Raw genomic sequence first — 16,383 nt, 5'->3', positions numbered from 1 at the left:
TGAGCGTGTCGGCGCACGTGATCCGTGCCTCCCGGCCAGGGCGTCAGCGGTACAGCGAGCGGAGCGCTGCGATGGCCGTGTGGACGGCCTCCGTCATCGGGCGGTCGGCGGCTGCGCCGCCGCCACCCGTCTGCACGCCGCCGGTCGGCGTCGCGGCGGTGGCTGCGGCGTCCGTGACCGGCACGACCGTCAGGTCGCCCTTGCTGTCGTCGAGGACGAACAGGGTGGAGACCGTGTTGCCCGCGAGGTCGACACTGGCGGTGCCCTGCTGGCCGCTGCCGGAGACGTCGAGCGTCCACTTGCCGGAGTCGACGGTGGCGTACTTGGTGGCGGTGCCGAACTTCGCGCCCTCGGCGATGGCGGTGCCCTCGGAGGTGCTCACGTCGACCTGCTTCGCCGTGGTGGCGGCCTGGACCAGCCGGAGCTTCGCCTTGCCGTCACCGGGCTGCTGCAGGTCGTCGGTGAACGCCGTCGTCTTGAGGTCGGTGTTCTTGCCGTACGCGACGACCGTGCTCGCGTCGCCCTTGTCGACCTTGACGTCGGTGGAGATCACGGGCGTGGAGTCCGGGGCGTCCGAGGCCCGCATCGACAGCACGTAGGTGCCGACCGGGAGCTCCTGGTACTTGCTGACCTGGCCGTACGTGACGTCGTCGAGTTCGAAGACCGTCTTGCCGCCGGACAGGCTGGACAATTCGACGTCGACGCCCTTGGTGTCGGGCGAGAGGTGGCCGACGCGGAGCCAGCCCTCGTCGGCGGTGGCGGCGGAGGCGGTCTGGGGTGCTGCGAGTCCGACGGTCGCGGCGACCAGGGTCGCTGCGAGTGCGCCGACGACGACGCTGCGGCGTCGCTGGGTGTGTGCGGTCATGGTCGTGCTCCTTCGGGTCGTGGTGCTGGTCGAGTTGTGTGCGGTGGTGCTGCGGGCCGTGCTGGGGCCGTGGATGCGAGCGCCCCCGCGAGCGGGCGAAATGCCGGGGTCGGCGCCCGGAGCACCCGGGTGTTTCGCCCGCTCGGCGATCCGGGCAGCGCTCTGCTCGGCGGGGCGGCGGGTCACGAGGCGCTCGTCGCGGTCGTGGTCGGGTCCGCCGGGGTGTACGTGACGGTGAGGCGTTCGCCCTCACGCTCGACCGACGCCGGCCGGAACGAATCGGGCATCGCCTCGAGGGTGGCGGCCACGCGCTCCGCCGAGGCAGCGTCGCTCGTGTGCAGGACGGCGGTGCGGAACGGCTGGCCGGTCTCGCCCGTGAGCGGGGTGAACCGGTCGACGCGGACGTCCTGGTCGGCGAGCACCTGGCCGAGCGCGATCATCGCTCGCGAGTCGACCTGACCCGCACGGAACTGCGACTTCGTGCCGTCGTCGGCCCGGAGCGCCGGGTTCGACGCCAGCTCGGTGCCCATGGTCTTCCGCAGGTCGCTGGCCCGGGTGATCGCGGTCTGTGCGGCCGTCGATCCCTCGGCGTGGATGCGTCGGACCTCGACCTGCTGGTCACCGGACCCGAAGGTCGCGACGGCCGTCGAGTTCTCGATCGCCTGGCGGATGTCGGACGACGAGTTGCCGCCGGTCCGCATGGAGTCCGTCGTGATGACGTAGTCCGAGTCCTTCCAGCCGTTGGGCGACTGCCGCTCCACGGCTCCGTCGGTGTCGAGCTTGTAGTACCAGACCACGTTGTTCCGGGCGAAGCCGTCCTCGACGAGGTCGACCCACATGGCGTCGTCCACCAGCAGTCGGGAGGACTTCGAGACGTTGTCCCCGACCCACTGCTCGGCCTGCTGCATCGGCAGGTCGAGGTTGCCCAGGACGAAGCCGCGCAGCTGTGTTCCCCAGAGCGGCACCGCCACGACGAGTGCGACAGCAGTCGTGACGGCCCAGGTGATGCCGAGACCACGACGGGTCCCGGCGCCGAGGCGGGTCCGGGTGCGGACCCGACCGGCGATCGCCAGGACGGCACGCTCGGCCGTGTAGGCGACCAGCAGGGCGGCGAAGGGGATGAGCATGATGACGTACGGCACCGGCAGGTACCCGTTCGGGCGGAACATCATCGCGAGCAGGAAGACGAGCATCGCGGCGATCGGACGGACCCGTCGCATGAAGAGCCCGACGACCGCGGCGGCCGAGCCGAGCACGATGAACACCGGGTCGAGCGCCCACCACTGCGACGCGGCGGCGTTGGCCAGGCTGCCCGGGTCGAACAGCGAACCCGATGCCGAGCGCGAGCCGAGCTGGTAGGTGATGCCCTCGAACAGGCTGACCCGACCGCTGCTCGGCAGCAGCTCGCCCTTGACCGCGGCGAGCAGCAGGTACCCGCCGCCGATGATGACGAGGACGGCGCCGGCGACGCTCAGCGTGTACCGGCGGGTGCTCTTGTCGGCGCGACGGATCGCCATCCAGATGAGGAACGGCAGGGCGAGCAGGTACGTCTCCTTGGAGAGCACCGCGATGCCGAGGCACGCAGCGGCGCCGGCGAACCCGGCGAGCTGCTGGCGACGGCTCAGGACGAGGACGAACGCGGCGAGCAACCACGGCGTCGCGACGTTGTCGATGTAGACCGTGCGGTGGTACTGCAGGGCGAGCGGCGACAGCGCGAAGACGAGTCCGGCTGCGGCAGCGGTGATCCGGCCGGCACCGAGGCGGCGGGCGAGGACGAACAGCAGGATGCTCGAGACGGCGGAGAAGAAGACCATCGCCTCGCGGCCGGCCTCGACGGCGAACGGGTAGCGCGCGAACGCCCCGGTCAGACCGGTGTAGCCGGCGATCTGGATCCAGCCGAGTGGCGGGTGGTCGTACCAGTACGTGTAGTGCGTGATCTCGCCGAGGTGCATGATCGCCCAGGCCTGCGCCGTGTACGTGCCCTCGTCGTCGATCCGCTGCGGGGTGCCGGACATGTTCCACGCCTGCACGATGACGGTGACGGCGACGACGGGCAGCAGCCACGTCAGGCTCGCGGCGTGCCGGCGGAACCAAGCGCCGATGCCGGTGTGGTTCCCCGCGACGGCACCGCGGATCGGGATGCCGGTGGTGTTCGTGATGCTGGCGGTCATCGGGTCCCTCCTGTGGTCGTGCCGGCGAGCTCACGCTCGGAAGACGAAGACGAAGAAGGCGTCGCGCCCGCGGACCCGGACCCGGTCAACTCCGACGCGAAGCCGACGACCTCGGCGGGCTGCTCGGCGTTCCGGTGCTGGCCCGTGTGCTCCGTCTTCTCCCAGCCGTTCTGCCCCTTGGCGTGGCGGACGACGGCTCGGACGGCTGCTGCGGCGAGGAAGATCTGGTACGGCACGAGACCGAGCACGAGCTTCACGTAGTCGCGGAACCGGACCTTCTCCTTGTAGATGCGACCGAACTCGTTGAGGCCGACGACCTCGACGGCCAGCAGCATGAGCGTCGGTGCCACCGGGATGAACGACACCAGGGCGATCGCCGTCGGCACCTTGACGAACAGGATCATCAGGACGCTGAGCGGGATGAGCAGACCGGTGGCCGCCTGGATGAACGGCATGGTCAGCATGTACCGGGCGAAGAAGCGCTGACGGAACGACGGCAGCTTCTTCCACTCCCCCTTGCCGAGCACCTGCAGGAAGCCCTGGTTCCAGCGCGTCCGCTGCTTGAGCAGCGAGGCGAAGGTCGGCGGGGTCTCCTCGCGGGTGACGGCCTCGGGGCTGTACGCGACGACGACCTTCGCGCCGTCGGCGGACAGCCGGACGCCGAGCTCGCAGTCTTCGGCGAGGCAGTGCGCGTCCCAGCCGTTCGACCAGTCGAGGCGTTCCTTCGTCACGAAGACGGTGTTGCCGCCGAGCGGGATGAACTTCGAGCCGGCGTGGAAGTGCAGGCGCGAGCGGAACCAGAAGTAGTACTCCAGGACGTTCCGCAGCGACCACCAGCTGGACTTGAAGTTCATCAGCTGCACGCCGCCCTGCACGACGTCGGCGCCGGTCTCCTGGAACCGCGAGTCCACCAGGGTGAGCAGGTGCGGGTAGACCTCGTCCTCGGCGTCGAACACGCCGACGACGTCACCGGTCGCGTACTGCAGCGCCAGGTTCATCGCCTTCGGCTTGTTCTTCGGCAGGGTGTCGTCGACGACCACCCGGATCAGCTCGGGGTGGCGGGCTGCGGCGGCGCGCACGACGGCGTCCGTCTCCGGGTCGTCCTCGCCGACGATCGCGATGATCTCGAAGTTGGGGTGGTCCTGCTTCGCGAGCATGTCGAGCGTCTGGCCCATGACCTCCTGCTCGTGCCGCCCGGGCACCAGCAGGGTGAAGCGGTGCGCGGCCGGGCGCGGGGTCTGGCTGAAGCTCGTCGACTTCAGCGCGTCCCGCGAGCGCCATGCGTGCAGCATCCACCACAGCGTGGTGAGCGCGACGATCGTGAGCAGCACGGAGATCGCGATGAGCGCGGAGTAGCCGATCCACTCGCCCAGCGACCACGCGGCCTGCTGGACGGCACCGGAGCCTCCGGTCGGGACGTCGGTGGTCCCTCGGTTCGGGACGCTCGACGGAGCGGTCCCCTCGTTCGGCTGGAGCAGCGGCCCTGCGGCCGTTAGCAGCGTGGCGGAGATGGTCATGCGGCGAGCCCCTTCGTGCGACGAGCATCGGTGGAACGGAAGACGAGGGCCTTGTACGCGGCGAACCGGAAGGCGGTTCCGAGCACGAGGCCGACGCCGTTGCCGGCGACGTTGTCGGCGAAGGTCGAGGTGAACCCGAGGACGTAGTGCGAGACGAACAGGCAGGCCGCGGCGATGCCGAGCCCGATCAGGTTCGTGGCAGCGAAGAGCAGCCCCTCGCGCACGGTCTCGCGGCGGCCGGTCTGGCGCTCGGCGCGGAACGTGATGAAGCGGTTGCCGATCCACGCCACGGCGGTCGCCACGACGGCCGACACGATCTTCGCGGCGATGGGACCGTCGGGCATGACGGTGGCGCGCAGCAGGTTGTAGATGCCCAGGTCGATGACGAAGCAGACGGCACCGATCGTGCCGAACGACGCGAGTTGCCTCGCGGTGGCGAGCAGGCGCGAGACCGTGCCGGGTCGCACGGTCGGCACCGTACCGGTGTCGGGTGACACCAGAACGGGGGTATCAGTTCGGGTCATGCCCCCGATTCGGGGGTAACGCGACTGCGGTTTGGGTGGGGTACGGGCTTACCCAGGCCTCTGCCAGTTCCACGACACGTGCCGTTCATCCGGGGTACGGACGGCCGATCTGTGCAGACCGGACCGGTCTGTGCAGGCCAACAGGGCTGTGCGGCCGACCGAAAAGCGGACGGGAGGCCCGTGGCGGCGTCGCCACGGGCCTCCCGTCCGATGGTGGGTCGCGTCTCAGGCGGGACGCTGCGCCGGGGACACGGTCTTGGCCGCGTCGCGCTCCGGGAGGTCACCCAGCGCCTCGTCGATGGCGGCGAGCGCGTCGGCGTCGAGCGTGACGCCCGCTGCCTTCACGTTGTCCGTGACCTGCTCCGGACGCGAGGCACCGACGATTGCGCTGGCGACGTTGTCGTTCTGCAGCGTCCACGCGATCGCGAGCTGCGCGAGCGTGAGGCCGGCCTGGTCGGCGACGGGCTGCAGGCGCTGCACGGCCTCGAGGACCTCGTCGCGCATGAACCGCTTGATCATGTCGGCGCCGCCCTTCTCGTCCGTGGCCCGTGAGCCCTCGGGCAGCGGCTGACCCGGCTTGTACTTGCCGGTCAGCACGCCCTGCGCGATGGGCGACCAGACGATCTGCGACAGGCCGAGCTGCTTCGAGGCGGGGACGACCTCGCCCTCGATGACCCGCCACAGCATCGAGTACTGCGGCTGGTTCGAGATGAGCTGGAAGCCGAGCTCCTTCGCGAGCGCGGCGCCGGCGCGGATCTGCTCGGCGTTCCACTCGCTGACGCCGATGTAGAGCGCCTTGCCCTGGCGGACGACGTCCGCGAAGGCCTGCATGGTCTCTTCGAGGGGGGTCTCGTGGTCGTAGCGGTGCGCCTGGTAGAGGTCGACGTAGTCGGTCTGCAGTCGCGTCAGCGAGCCGTTGATCGACTCGAGGATGTGCTTGCGGGAGAGTCCGACGTCGTTGTGCTGCTTGGGGCCGGTGGGCCAGTAGACCTTCGTGAAGACCTCGAGCCCCGCACGCCGCTCGCCCTTGAGTGCTTCGCCGAGGACGGTCTCGGCGGCGGTGTTGGCGTACGTGTCCGCGGTGTCGAACGTGGTGATGCCGGCGTCGAGCGCTGCCCGCACGCACTGGGAGGCGACGTCGTTCTCGACCTGCGAGCCGTGCGTCAGCCAGTTGCCGTAGGTGATCTCGGAGATCTTGAGTCCGGAGTTGCCCAGGTACCTGAATTCCATGGTCCCGACGCTACTGGAGCCCGCCGACACGTGAGGGGCCCCGCGAGTGCCTGCCGCCCGCCGCGGGGCGGGGCGGGGCGGGGGTGGGGGGGCGTGCGGTGCGGTCGGCCGCCGCGAGCGCGGATCTCGCGAGGGTGGATCCCGTCCCGCGAGCGGGCGAAATGCCGGCGTGCCCGACGGCGACACCCTGGCAATACGCCCGTTCGCGCCGTCGACGATGTCGCGACCGCGGCAACCTCCCCCCGACGGACGGGCTGACGCCGTCGCCGCGGTCCCGACCGCTGCGCGGACCAGCCGGGCGGGCAGCGCTGCGGTCCGCGCCGGCGGGCGCCCCCGCGAGCGGGCGAAATGCCGCGGTCGCCACGCAGCCGGACCCCGGTGTTTCGCCCGCTCGACCGCGGCGCGATTCCTCCACAGGGGCGCCAGGATCGCGGGCCGTCCACACTGGAGGCACGACTCGCCACCGTCGCGCCCGCTCGGCTCCACGATGTGGAGATGACCGCCAGACGCCGACTCCCGTTGGCGCTGCGGGACGCCTCGTTCCGCGTCCGTGACGCACTGCGTCGAGGGGTGTCCCGCGGCCGCCTCGAGGCACGTGACCTCGTCCGCCCGTTCCACGGCACCCGATCCGCGGTTCCACCGCGAACCGTCGACGAACGCGCCCGCGCACTGGCTCCCCGGCTGCGCCCCGACCAGGTGTTCAGCCACGTCACGGCCGCCGCGATCCTCGGCATCCCGCTCCCCCGCCGGCTCGAGGGCTCGCCGCGGCTCCACGTCACGACGATCGGGGTCGATCAGGCGCTTCGCGTCCGCGGCGCCGTCGGACACCGCGCCCACCTCGGCAGGGTCCGTGCGACCACCTGCCGAGGTGTGCGTCTGACGACGCCAGCGGACACGTTCGTCGCGCTGAGCACGATGTTGACGCTCGACGAACTGATCATCGCGGGTGACGCCCTCGTCGGGTGGCTCGGATGGGCGACCCTCGACGAGCTGCTCCTGGCAGTCGGCCGGCGGCGCGGGCTCCGGGGCGTCGTGAAGCTGCGCCACGCTCTCGCCGAGATCAGGCCGGGTTCTCGTTCCCCGGGTGAGACCAGGGCACGGCTGACCCTCGTCCGCCAGGGACTCCCGGAACCCGCCCTGAACCACGACGTGATCGTGGACGGCAGGTGGATCGCGTGCGTGGACCTCGCCTACCCCGCAGCACGGGTGGCGATCGAGTACGAGAGCGATCTCCACCGCACCGACCCGGCCACCTTCCGGAAGGACCTCACCCGCGGTGAGCACTTGAAGGACGTGGACTGGTGGTTGGTCCGGGCCACGGCGGACGACGTCGGCCGAGGTGTCGATCGATTCGTACAGCGTGTGAGACGCCTCCTGCAGGCCGGGCTCAGCGCACCGCACGACCACCGCTTCGCGACGCTTCGGTGAACAATGGTTGACGCTTCAACCAAAAGGGTGCACACTGGCGTAGTATCAGGTTGATGCAGGCGCATGGATCGCGTCGCACCACAGACTCTCGTTCGGAAGAAGGACCACCATGACGCTCACCGCCACGACCATCCCCGGCTACCAGACCGGCACCTGGAAGATCGACCCCACCCACTCCGAGGTCACCTTCTCGGTCCGCCACCTCGCCATCAGCAAGGTCAAGGGCAAGTTCGAGACGTTCGACGCCACCGTCGTCACCGCCGAGAACCCCCTCGAGTCGACCGTCGAGGCGAACATCGACGTCGCGTCGATCAACACCGGCCAGGAGCAGCGCGACCAGCACCTGAAGACGAGCGACTTCTTCCTCACCGAGGAGCACCCGCAGCTCACCTTCCGCTCGACGAGCATCGAGGCCAAGGGCGACGACCTGCACATCGCTGGCGACCTGACCCTGCGCGGCGTCACCAAGCCCGTCGTCCTCAAGGCCGAGCTCGGTGGCTTCACGACCGACGGCTACGGCCAGGTCAAGTTCGGCGCCGAGGCGACCACGAAGATCGACCGCACCGAGTTCGGCGTGAACTGGAACGCAGCGCTCGAGGCCGGTGGCTTCACCCTCGGCAACGACGTGACGATCAACCTCGACGTCCAGTTCGTGCTCCAGGCGGCCTGAGTCCCTTCGGACTCGCTGCCTGACTGAGGGCACCGAACAGCACCACCCGAACCCGAGACACGCGCCCCGGCTCCCCACGGAGCCGGGGCGTTCGTCGTCCCCGCGGCGCTTCGGGGGTGCGTCCGTGCCCGCCGCCCGCCGCCCGCCGCTCGCCGCTCGCCGCCGCTCGCCGCTCGCGAGCGGGTGCTCCATGCGAGCGCAACCGGGCGAACGGGCGAAATGCCGGCCTCATCTCGAACTCGACCCCGGCATTCCGCCCGCTCGCTCAGGGACCACGCGCTGGCACGCCCCTCCGGTGTCAGCGGGTGCAGTGCGCACCGACCCCGCGCCGGCGTGAACGGGCGGAAACGTCCGGTGGGTACGCGCACGACCGCGGCATTTCGCCCGCTCGGCCGGGGTCCTCGGCGTAGCGTTGGGCAGCGGACAGGGGCACGCCCGCACGCGCGGGAATCCGCACACCGGCCCCCGAGTTACAACGACACACGCACGACACGCACCACACGCACGACACGCACCACCCGCACACACCACCCGCACACACCACCCGCACCACGCACCACCCGCACGAAGCACCGCACGCCAGCCCGACGAACAGGAGCACCACCATGGCCACCGACTGGATCGCGATGCAGGCCCTCGCGGCAGCCGAGTTCGGCCGCCGCGTCGCCGCCGTGACGGACTGGGACGCCGCCACCCCCGACTCCGAGTGGACCACCCGCGACCTCGTGACCCACGTGGTCGACGAGCAGCGCTGGATCCCGAAGCTCCTCACCGGGTGCGACTACGCCCAGGCCGAGGCCGACCTCGAGTCCATCGGCGACGACCTCGTGTCCGAGTGGCAGCGCTTCGCGACCGCGGCGACCGATGCCTGGCGGAACGCCCCGCAGGACACCCCCGTCCACCTCAGCACCGACGTCGTTCCGGCCGGCCAGTACCTCACCGAGCAGACCAGCGACATCACCATCCACACGTGGGACCTGGCGCGGGCGACCGGTACGGACGAGTCCCTGCCGGACGAGCTCGTGCAGGCGGTGTGGGAGTACTTCGAGCCGCAGATCGAGGACCTCGCGGCCACCGGCTTGTACGCCGCCCCGGTCGACGTCGACGAGGACGCCCCACTCCAGGTCCGCCTGCTCGCCGTCACAGGCCGCGATGCCAAGGTGAGCGCATGACCAACGCAGCGCCGAGCAACGCAGCACCGAGCACCGCAGCGACGACCGACACCACTCGCCTCGGCGCCTCCGGCCTCGAGATCAGCACCGTGATCCTCGGCATGATGTCCTACGGCGCCCCCGACCGTGGCTCGCACGCGTGGAGCGTCGGCATCGACGAGGCCCGCCCCTTCGTCCGTCGCGCGTTCGACGCCGGCATCACCACCTTCGACACGGCGAACGTGTACTCCGACGGCTCCAGCGAGGAGATCACCGGCACGCTCCTCAAGGAGCTCGCTCCGCGCGAGGACGTCCAGGTCCTCACCAAGGTGTTCAACCGGATGCGCCCCGGTCGGAACGGCGCCGGGCTCTCCCGTGCCGCGATCCTGCACGAGATCGACGCCTCGCTGACCCGGCTCGGCACCGACTACGTCGACCTGTACCAGATCCACCGCTTCGACCCGGTGACCCCGATCGAGGAGACGATGGAGGCGCTGCACGACGTCGTCAAGGCCGGCAAGGCCCGCTACCTCGGCGCGAGCAGCATGTGGACGTGGCAGTTCGCGCAGATGCAGCACGTCGCCGACCTGCACGGTTGGACGCGCTTCGTCAGCATGCAGGACCAGTACAACCTGCTCGAACGCGAAGAAGAACGCGAGATGCACCCCTTCGCGCACGCGACCGGCGTCGGCGTGATCCCGTGGAGCCCCCTCGCCCGCGGCAAGGTCACCCGCCCGTGGGACGCCGACGGCTCCGGTTCGCGCGCGAGCACCGACGAGTTCGGCAAGACGCTCTACCGCCAGGACGAGGACGCGAACCGCGCGATCGTGGGCGCCGTCGAGTCCATCGCGAGTGAACGCGGCGTGAGCATGGCGCAGATCGCCCTCGCCTGGGTCGCGGGCAAGCCCGCGGTGAGCGCGCCGATCGTCGGTGCGACGAAGGAGCACCACATCGACGACGCGGTCGCGGCCGCCGCGATCACGCTGACCGACGACGAGGTGACGCGACTCGAGTCCGCGTACACGCCCCGGGTGCCGTCCGGTTTCTGACGCCCCCACGAGCGGACGGGAGGCCCGTGGCCAGCTGGCCACGGGCCTCCCGTCCGTCTCCGGTCCCGTCCACGACACGTGACACGCCGTCGTTTCAGGCGACGGCGCCGCGCTCGCGTTCGAGGCGCGCGATGCGCACGAGCGCAGCGCGCTCGGTGCCCGTCTGGTTGCCGAGCACCCCACCGATCCCGTCGAGCACGAGTCCGGTCGCCCGGCCGACGGGCAGTTCGACGGGGCCGATCGCGGGTGCTCGCAGGCCGAGCATCGAGCGGTGGCGGGGGTCGAGCGTCGAGACGGCCCCCTGGAACAGCGCCTGGTAGCCGGGCCGCAGCATCAGCGCGAGCGGTGGGTTCTTGATGAACTTGACGACGTCGCGGGTGCGGGCCGTGACGGCCAGTTCGCCGCGGTCGAGGTACCCGTCCATCTGGGCGCGGAGCTCGGCCTCGGACTCCGGGGCGTCCTCGACGCGCATGAGCCGGCCGGCGGTCGCCCACTCGCGGACGTAGGCGTCGGCGCCGCCGGGGATCGGGCCACCCCAGCGCTGCGCGGCCCGGAGGAACGCGTCGGTGAAGGCCAGGTGCACCCAGCGGGCCAGGTCGGGGTCGTTCGCCGCGTAGTCGCGTGCGACGCCGTGGCCGTCGACGTACTGGCCGCGAACGCGCTCGTGCAGGCGCAGCACCCACTCGCTCGCTCCGCGGGCGGTCGCGGTGTCGCCGTGCGAGACCGTGTAGATCCACCGGATGGTGCCGGCGAGTCGGCCGAACGGGTCCTCGCGGTAGCGCGAGTGGTCGGCGACGCCGGCGAGGGCTCCCGGGTGCAGGGCCTGCACGAGGAGTGCGCGGACGCCGGCGACGATCGTCTGCTTGCCGCCGTGCACCGCCCACGTCGCGGAACCGGGGCCGAAGAAGCCGGCGTCGGTGCCGGCCTCGAGTTCGTCGATCCACTCCGGCTTGCTCGTCGCCCCACCGGTGAACGTGTCGTTGAGGCGGGAGCGGAAGGCATCGGAGACGGAGGGCATGGCGTCATCGTCCGTCCGCCCCCTGGGAGCGCGCTCGGCTTCGTGCACCCCGATGGCGCCCGATGCCGGCCGATGCCGCCCGATGCTTCCCAGCGGGCGCCGGGGTGGCCCGCTAGGTTGGGACGCGTGAGCATCGACACGCCTCGTCCCTGGCTTGCCTCGTACGCCCCGGGGGTCCCGCACGACATCGAGGAACAGCACGGTTCCCTGATCGACCTGGTCGAGGAATCGGCGCGACGGTTCCCGGGCAGGGTCGCGCTCGAGTTCTTCAAGCGGACGACCAGCTACGCCGACCTGCAGGAGCAGATCCTCCGCGCGGCGAACGGCCTCCGCAAACTCGGCGTCGGTGCCGGCGACCGGGTGGCGATCGTGCTGCCGAACTGCCCGCAGCACATCGTGGCGTTCTACGCGGTCCTGCGCCTCGGCGCGATCGTGGTCGAGCACAACCCGCTGTACACGCCGCGCGAGCTCCGCCACCAGTTCGAGGACCACGGCGCCAAGGTCGCGATCGCCTGGGACAAGTCCGTCGCGACGCTGCAGGACTTCCCCGCCGACGTGAAGCTCGACGCGATCGTGTCGGTCGACCTGACCCGCGCGATGCCCCGCAGCACCCGGCTCGCTCTGGCCCTGCCGGTGGCGAAGGCCCGCGAGTCCCGCGCGAAGCTCACCACCGCAGTGCGCGGCACGACGAAGTGGGACGACCTGGTCCACACCCGCAAGCTGTCGAAGCGGCACCCGCGCCCGTCGACGGACGACATCGCCCTGATCCAGTACACCTCGGGCACCACCGGCACGCCGAAGGGCGCGGTCCTCACGCACCGGAACCTGCTGGCCAACGCCGCGCAGGCCCGCGCCTGGGTGCCGCAGATCCGTCGGGGCGACAACGTCGTGTACGCGGTGCTGCCGATGTTCCACGCCTACGGCCTCACGCTGTGCCTGACCTTCGCGATGAGCATGGCCTCGCGGCTCGTGCTGTTCCCGACGTTCGACCCGGCGCTCGTGCTCACCGCGATCAAGAAGCACCCGCCGACGTTCCTGCCGGCCGTCCCGCCGATCTACGCCCGACTGCAGCACGCCGCCGACTCGGCGAAGGTCTCGCTCGAGGGCATCGAGATCGGCATCTCGGGCGCCATGCCGCTGTCGCAGGACATCGTCGAGCCGTGGGAAGCCCGGACCGGCGGGTACCTGGTCGAGGGCTACGGGCTGTCCGAGTGCTCCCCCGTGCTGATGGCGAACCCGGTGTCCCCGGAGCGTCGCCTCGGCTCCATCGGGCTGCCGTTGTCCTCCACCGAGGCCCGCGTGGTCGACCCCGACGACAGCACGAAGGTGCTCGGCGTCGACGAGCCCGGTGAACTGCAGGTCCGCGGGCCGCAGGTGTTCCGCGGCTACTGGGGCAAGGCCGAGGCCACGGACGAGGTCTTCACCCCCGACGGCTGGTTCCGCACCGGCGACATCGTGGCCATCGGCGCCGACGGGTACGTCCGGATCGTCGACCGCCTGAAGGAGCTCATCATCACGGGCGGCTTCAACGTGTCGCCGTCCGAGGTCGAGGACGCCCTGCTCAAGCACCCGAGCGTCAAGGAGGTCGCGGTCGTCGGCATCACGCAGGGCGGCAACGAGCAGGTCGTCGCCGCCGTCGTGCCGAAGGACCCGTCCTCGTTCGACGCCGCGGCGCTGCGGGCGTGGGCGCGTGACCAGCTGGCGGCGTACAAGGTGCCGCGTCGGGTCGTCGTGGTCGAGGACCTGCCGCGCTCGATGATCGGCAAGGTGCTGCGGCGGAAGGTGCGGGACCAGATCCTCGCCGAGGACTGACGGCTGACGGCTGACGTCGTCAGTGCCCGACGCGCGTCAGCGCAGGCGTCGCCCCGGCACCGCGAGCACGGCGAGCCCGGCCACCACGAGTGCGATGCCGAGCCATCCCGTCGCGCCGAGGTGCTCCCCGACGACGAGCACGGCGAGCACCGCTGCGACCACGGGCTCGAGCAACGACACCAGGGTCGCGACCGAGGCACCGACGGACCGCAACCCCACGGCGTACAGCGAGTGCCCGAGGACCGTCGGCACCAGGGCCAGGTACAGGAACACCGGCCAGTTGTCGCCCTCGCCGAGGTAGGGCGCGCCGGCGACGACCACCAGCACGACGAGCGGCACGGCAGCGATGCCGAACACGGCGCCGACGAGCCCGCGGCCGTTCGGCAGCCCCGCCACGACGGCTTCGACCCCGGGCCCGCCGGGCACCGACACCGCCCCGGCCGCCGCGTGCAGTCCCCGCGCCACCGCCCACGAGTACAGCGCGTAGGTGAGTCCGGCGAGCAGGGCACTGGCGATCCCGAGCGCGAGTGCACCACCACCGCCGTCGTGCTCTGACCGCGCCAGGGTCACGACGACCATGCCGGCCACGCTCACCAGCGTGGCGACGATCCACCTGCCGGTGACGGGCCTCCTGTCCGACACCCACTCCACGAGCCCGGCGAACACGGGTGACGACCCGATGGCGATGGTGGTGCCGAGGGCGACGCCCGCGTCGGCGAGGGCCGCGTAGAAGGCGACCGCGTAGACGACGAGCGCCCCTGCGCCGAGCAGCGCCCACCCCCGCGTGCGACGCTCGGCGACGGCGCGGAGCGTGCCACGTCCGGCGACGGCGGCGAGCACGAGTCCACCGATCCCGAAGGTGACCGCGCCGAAGACGAAGGCGGGGACGCCCGGGGCGAAGTGCGTCGCGGTGCCGGTGGTCCCCCAGACCGCGGCGGCGACGACCACCGCGGCGAGCCCACCGGCGGGCGTCGGGACCCGGCGCGCGCTGGCGGGACCCGTCACGAGACGTGGATGGACGGCCGGCGGTGGACGTCCGGCTCGGCTTCGCGCAGGACCTCGCGCGTGACGGGCGCGACGTCACCGGCACCGGTGAACACGAACCGGAGGGCGTTCCGGATCGGGCTGCCCTCGTTCCACTCGAAGTAGATGCTCGGGACGACCCCGGCGGTGTCGCGGATCGCGAGCAGGGTCGAGGCGATGGTGTTCGGCACGTTGCCGGACCGGACCCGGAGCACACGGTGTCCGTGCACGACGTGCCCCTCGACCAGCAGGTCCTCTTCGAAGTCGGACGAGTCGGCGGGCAGCACCTCGAGGAACATCGTCGGGACGCGCGCCGGGATGCCGGAGTCGCGCCGTTCCTCGCGTCCCTTCGCCCGGTACGCCTCGGCGGTGCCAGCACCCGGCTCGTTCGCGATGATGCAGACCGCGCTGAACTGGTCGGCGTCGGCCTCGACGAACTGCCGGGCCGTGGCGTCCAGCTCGATCGACGACGCGCGGAGCTCGAACGACCGGCGCACCCGCGAGACGAGCGACACCACGACGATGGCGATGATGAAGATCGCCGCGATCCGGACGCCGTCGGGCCGCTCGATGACGTTCGCGACCGTCGTGTAGACGAACACGACCGAGATGACGCCGAACGCGATGGTGCGCTTCTTCTGCTGCCGGCGACGAGCCGACAGGGTGACCGCGACCGCGGCGCTCGTGATCAGGACGAGCACACCGGTGGCGTAGGCCCCGCCCTGGGCGTCGACGTTCGCGCGGAACACGACCGTGATCAGGAAGGCGATGAGCGTGAAGATGATGACGAGCGGCCGCGTCGCCCGCGCCCACTGCGGCGCCATGCCGTAGCGCGGCAGGAACCGCGGCACCAGGTTGAGCAGGCCGGCCATCGCGCTCGCGCCGGCGAACCACAGGATCGCGACGGTCGAGAAGTCGTAGATCGATCCGAACACCCCACCGAGGTACTGGTGCGCCAGGAAGGCCAGGGCCCGCCCGTTCGCACCGCCGCCGGGCTGGAACTCGTGCTGCGGGATGAGGAACGTCGTCGCGATCGACGAGGTGATCAGGAACGAGCTCATGATCACGGCCGCGACGGTCAGGAGCCGCTTCGTGCCGCGGATCCGACCCTCGGGCCGGGCACTCGTGTCGTCCGACGCGTCACCGCGCACCTGCGGCATCACCGCGACGCCGGTCTCGAACCCGGACAGGCCGAGCGCGAGCTTCGGGAACACGACGAGCGCGATGCCGACCATGACGAGGGGGTTGCTGTGCTGCGCGGTGAGCCCCGACCACCAGTCGCTGGCGACCATCGGGTGCTCGAAGACGTGCCAGAGCGCGACCACCACGACGACGGCGTTCAGCGCGAGGAACACCGCGACGAGTCCGACCGCGATGCCGATCGCCTCCTTGAAGCCGCGGAGGAACACGACGCCGAGCAACAGCAGCAGCGCGAGGGTGAGCGGGACGGGGATCTCGGTGAACCAGTGCGGCGTGTACGGGTTCTCGGCGATGTGCGCCGTGGCGTCCGCCGCCGACAGCGTCATCGTGATCATGAAGTCGGTGACGGCGAACCCGAGCAGGACGAGCACCAGGAGCTTGCCGGCCCACCACGGCAGGAGCTTCTCGAGCATCATGATCGACCCGGCACCGCGGAAGCTGTCGCTCGCGACCCGGCGGTACACCGGCAGCGCGCCGAACAGCGTGACGAGCACGAGCACGATCGTGGCGATCGGCGACAGCAGACCGGCGGCGAGCGCCGCGATCGCCGGCTGGTACCCGAGGGTCGAGAAGTAGTCGACGCCGGTCAGGCACATGACCCGCCACCACGGGTGGGTCTTCTCGACCTCGACCTGGTGCGGACCCTGGTGGGATGCCCCTTGGTGGGCGCCCTGCAGCATCCAGCGACGCAGTCGGGTGCTGCGGTCGAGGGGTGGCTCCGTGGC

13 protein-coding genes are annotated in these 16,383 nt (G+C 71.0%); 5 read left to right on the top strand and 8 right to left on the bottom strand.

All coding sequences use genetic code 11. The features are described 5' to 3' along the window. Window positions 1-43: 43 nt before the first annotated feature. The 5 genes from EDF51_RS05470 to EDF51_RS05450 form a co-directional block, all read right to left on the bottom strand. Window positions 44-865: a DUF4397 domain-containing protein gene (locus EDF51_RS05470; RefSeq protein WP_134194077.1), complete on the bottom strand. Its 822-nt coding sequence runs from the start codon at window positions 863-865 to the stop codon at window positions 44-46. 182 nt (window positions 866-1,047) lie between these two features. Next, the gene (locus tag EDF51_RS05465; RefSeq protein WP_132099623.1) at window positions 1,048-3,036 is read right to left on the bottom strand and encodes a glycosyltransferase family 39 protein; all 1,989 of its coding nucleotides are present in this window, start codon (window positions 3,034-3,036) and stop codon (window positions 1,048-1,050) included. Beyond that, window positions 3,033-4,553, bottom strand: a complete 1,521-nt coding sequence (locus tag EDF51_RS05460) for a glycosyltransferase family 2 protein (protein ID WP_208321819.1) — start codon at window positions 4,551-4,553, stop codon at window positions 3,033-3,035. Before EDF51_RS05460 ends, EDF51_RS05465 begins: the two co-directional genes overlap by 4 nt. Further along, the gene (locus EDF51_RS05455; protein WP_243649870.1) at window positions 4,550-5,020 is read right to left on the bottom strand and encodes a GtrA family protein; all 471 of its coding nucleotides are present in this window, start codon (window positions 5,018-5,020) and stop codon (window positions 4,550-4,552) included. Before EDF51_RS05455 ends, EDF51_RS05460 begins: the two co-directional genes overlap by 4 nt. 282 nt (window positions 5,021-5,302) lie before the next feature. Continuing rightward, window positions 5,303-6,307 (bottom strand): aldo/keto reductase family protein, encoded by a 1,005-nt coding sequence (locus EDF51_RS05450; RefSeq protein WP_131845390.1) that lies wholly within the window; start codon window positions 6,305-6,307, stop codon window positions 5,303-5,305. 495 nt (window positions 6,308-6,802) lie between these two features. Here EDF51_RS05450 and EDF51_RS05445 point away from each other — a divergent pair, with 495 nt between their 5' ends. From EDF51_RS05445 to EDF51_RS05430, 4 genes are all read left to right on the top strand, one after another. After that, complete coding sequence (locus EDF51_RS05445; RefSeq protein ID WP_134194075.1) at window positions 6,803-7,735, top strand: hypothetical protein; 933 nt, start codon at window positions 6,803-6,805, stop codon at window positions 7,733-7,735. Between the two features lie 109 nt (window positions 7,736-7,844). Beyond that, entirely contained in the window at window positions 7,845-8,405 is a 561-nt protein-coding gene (locus EDF51_RS05440) for a YceI family protein (RefSeq protein WP_111086826.1), read from the top strand. Between the two features lie 605 nt (window positions 8,406-9,010). Then, a complete protein-coding gene (locus EDF51_RS05435) occupies window positions 9,011-9,577 on the top strand; it encodes a TIGR03086 family metal-binding protein (RefSeq protein WP_111086825.1) in 567 nt (188 codons plus the stop codon). Continuing rightward, a complete protein-coding gene (locus EDF51_RS05430) occupies window positions 9,574-10,605 on the top strand; it encodes an aldo/keto reductase (protein ID WP_134194073.1) in 1,032 nt (343 codons plus the stop codon). The genes EDF51_RS05435 and EDF51_RS05430 overlap by 4 nt, the downstream gene beginning before the upstream one ends. A gap of 94 nt (window positions 10,606-10,699) precedes the next feature. Here EDF51_RS05430 and EDF51_RS05425 read toward each other — a convergent pair whose 3' ends face one another. Beyond that, window positions 10,700-11,623, bottom strand: a complete 924-nt coding sequence (locus tag EDF51_RS05425) for an oxygenase MpaB family protein (protein WP_134194071.1) — start codon at window positions 11,621-11,623, stop codon at window positions 10,700-10,702. Between the two features lie 126 nt (window positions 11,624-11,749). On the opposite strand from EDF51_RS05425, the gene EDF51_RS05420 reads away from it, so the two are divergent. After that, entirely contained in the window at window positions 11,750-13,435 is a 1,686-nt protein-coding gene (locus tag EDF51_RS05420; RefSeq protein WP_134194069.1) for a long-chain-fatty-acid--CoA ligase, read from the top strand. A 36-nt stretch (window positions 13,436-13,471) separates the two neighbouring features. Here EDF51_RS05420 and EDF51_RS05415 read toward each other — a convergent pair whose 3' ends face one another. Both EDF51_RS05415 and EDF51_RS05410 read right to left on the bottom strand, forming a co-directional pair. Continuing rightward, the gene (locus tag EDF51_RS05415; protein ID WP_134194067.1) at window positions 13,472-14,440 is read right to left on the bottom strand and encodes an EamA family transporter; all 969 of its coding nucleotides are present in this window, start codon (window positions 14,438-14,440) and stop codon (window positions 13,472-13,474) included. Further along, complete coding sequence (locus EDF51_RS05410) at window positions 14,437-16,338, bottom strand: amino acid transporter (protein WP_243692406.1); 1,902 nt, start codon at window positions 16,336-16,338, stop codon at window positions 14,437-14,439. Before EDF51_RS05410 ends, EDF51_RS05415 begins: the two co-directional genes overlap by 4 nt. Between the last annotated feature and the right edge of the window lie 45 nt (window positions 16,339-16,383).

The sequence above is a fragment of the Curtobacterium sp. PhB25 genome (genome assembly GCF_004365375.1).
In the GTDB taxonomy this organism is placed as follows: domain Bacteria; phylum Actinomycetota; class Actinomycetes; order Actinomycetales; family Microbacteriaceae; genus Curtobacterium.
This window is presented reverse-complemented; position numbering and strand designations above follow the sequence as displayed.

What these genes read in the sequence shown, in the direction of transcription:
- EDF51_RS05460 (WP_208321819.1), bottom strand. Translation starts at nt 4,553, where the DNA reads ATGACCATCTCCGCCACGCTGCTAACGGCCGCAGGGCCGCTGCTCCAG.
- EDF51_RS05430 (WP_134194073.1), top strand. Translation starts at nt 9,574, where the DNA reads ATGACCAACGCAGCGCCGAGCAACGCAGCACCGAGCACCGCAGCGACG.
- EDF51_RS05435 (WP_111086825.1), top strand. Translation starts at nt 9,011, where the DNA reads ATGGCCACCGACTGGATCGCGATGCAGGCCCTCGCGGCAGCCGAGTTC.
- EDF51_RS05440 (WP_111086826.1), top strand. Translation starts at nt 7,845, where the DNA reads ATGACGCTCACCGCCACGACCATCCCCGGCTACCAGACCGGCACCTGG.
- EDF51_RS05410 (WP_243692406.1), bottom strand. Translation starts at nt 16,338, where the DNA reads ATGCTGCAGGGCGCCCACCAAGGGGCATCCCACCAGGGTCCGCACCAG.
- EDF51_RS05465 (WP_132099623.1), bottom strand. Translation starts at nt 3,036, where the DNA reads ATGACCGCCAGCATCACGAACACCACCGGCATCCCGATCCGCGGTGCC.
- EDF51_RS05450 (WP_131845390.1), bottom strand. Translation starts at nt 6,307, where the DNA reads ATGGAATTCAGGTACCTGGGCAACTCCGGACTCAAGATCTCCGAGATC.
- EDF51_RS05425 (WP_134194071.1), bottom strand. Translation starts at nt 11,623, where the DNA reads ATGCCCTCCGTCTCCGATGCCTTCCGCTCCCGCCTCAACGACACGTTC.
- EDF51_RS05470 (WP_134194077.1), bottom strand. Translation starts at nt 865, where the DNA reads ATGACCGCACACACCCAGCGACGCCGCAGCGTCGTCGTCGGCGCACTC.
- EDF51_RS05445 (WP_134194075.1), top strand. Translation starts at nt 6,803, where the DNA reads ATGACCGCCAGACGCCGACTCCCGTTGGCGCTGCGGGACGCCTCGTTC.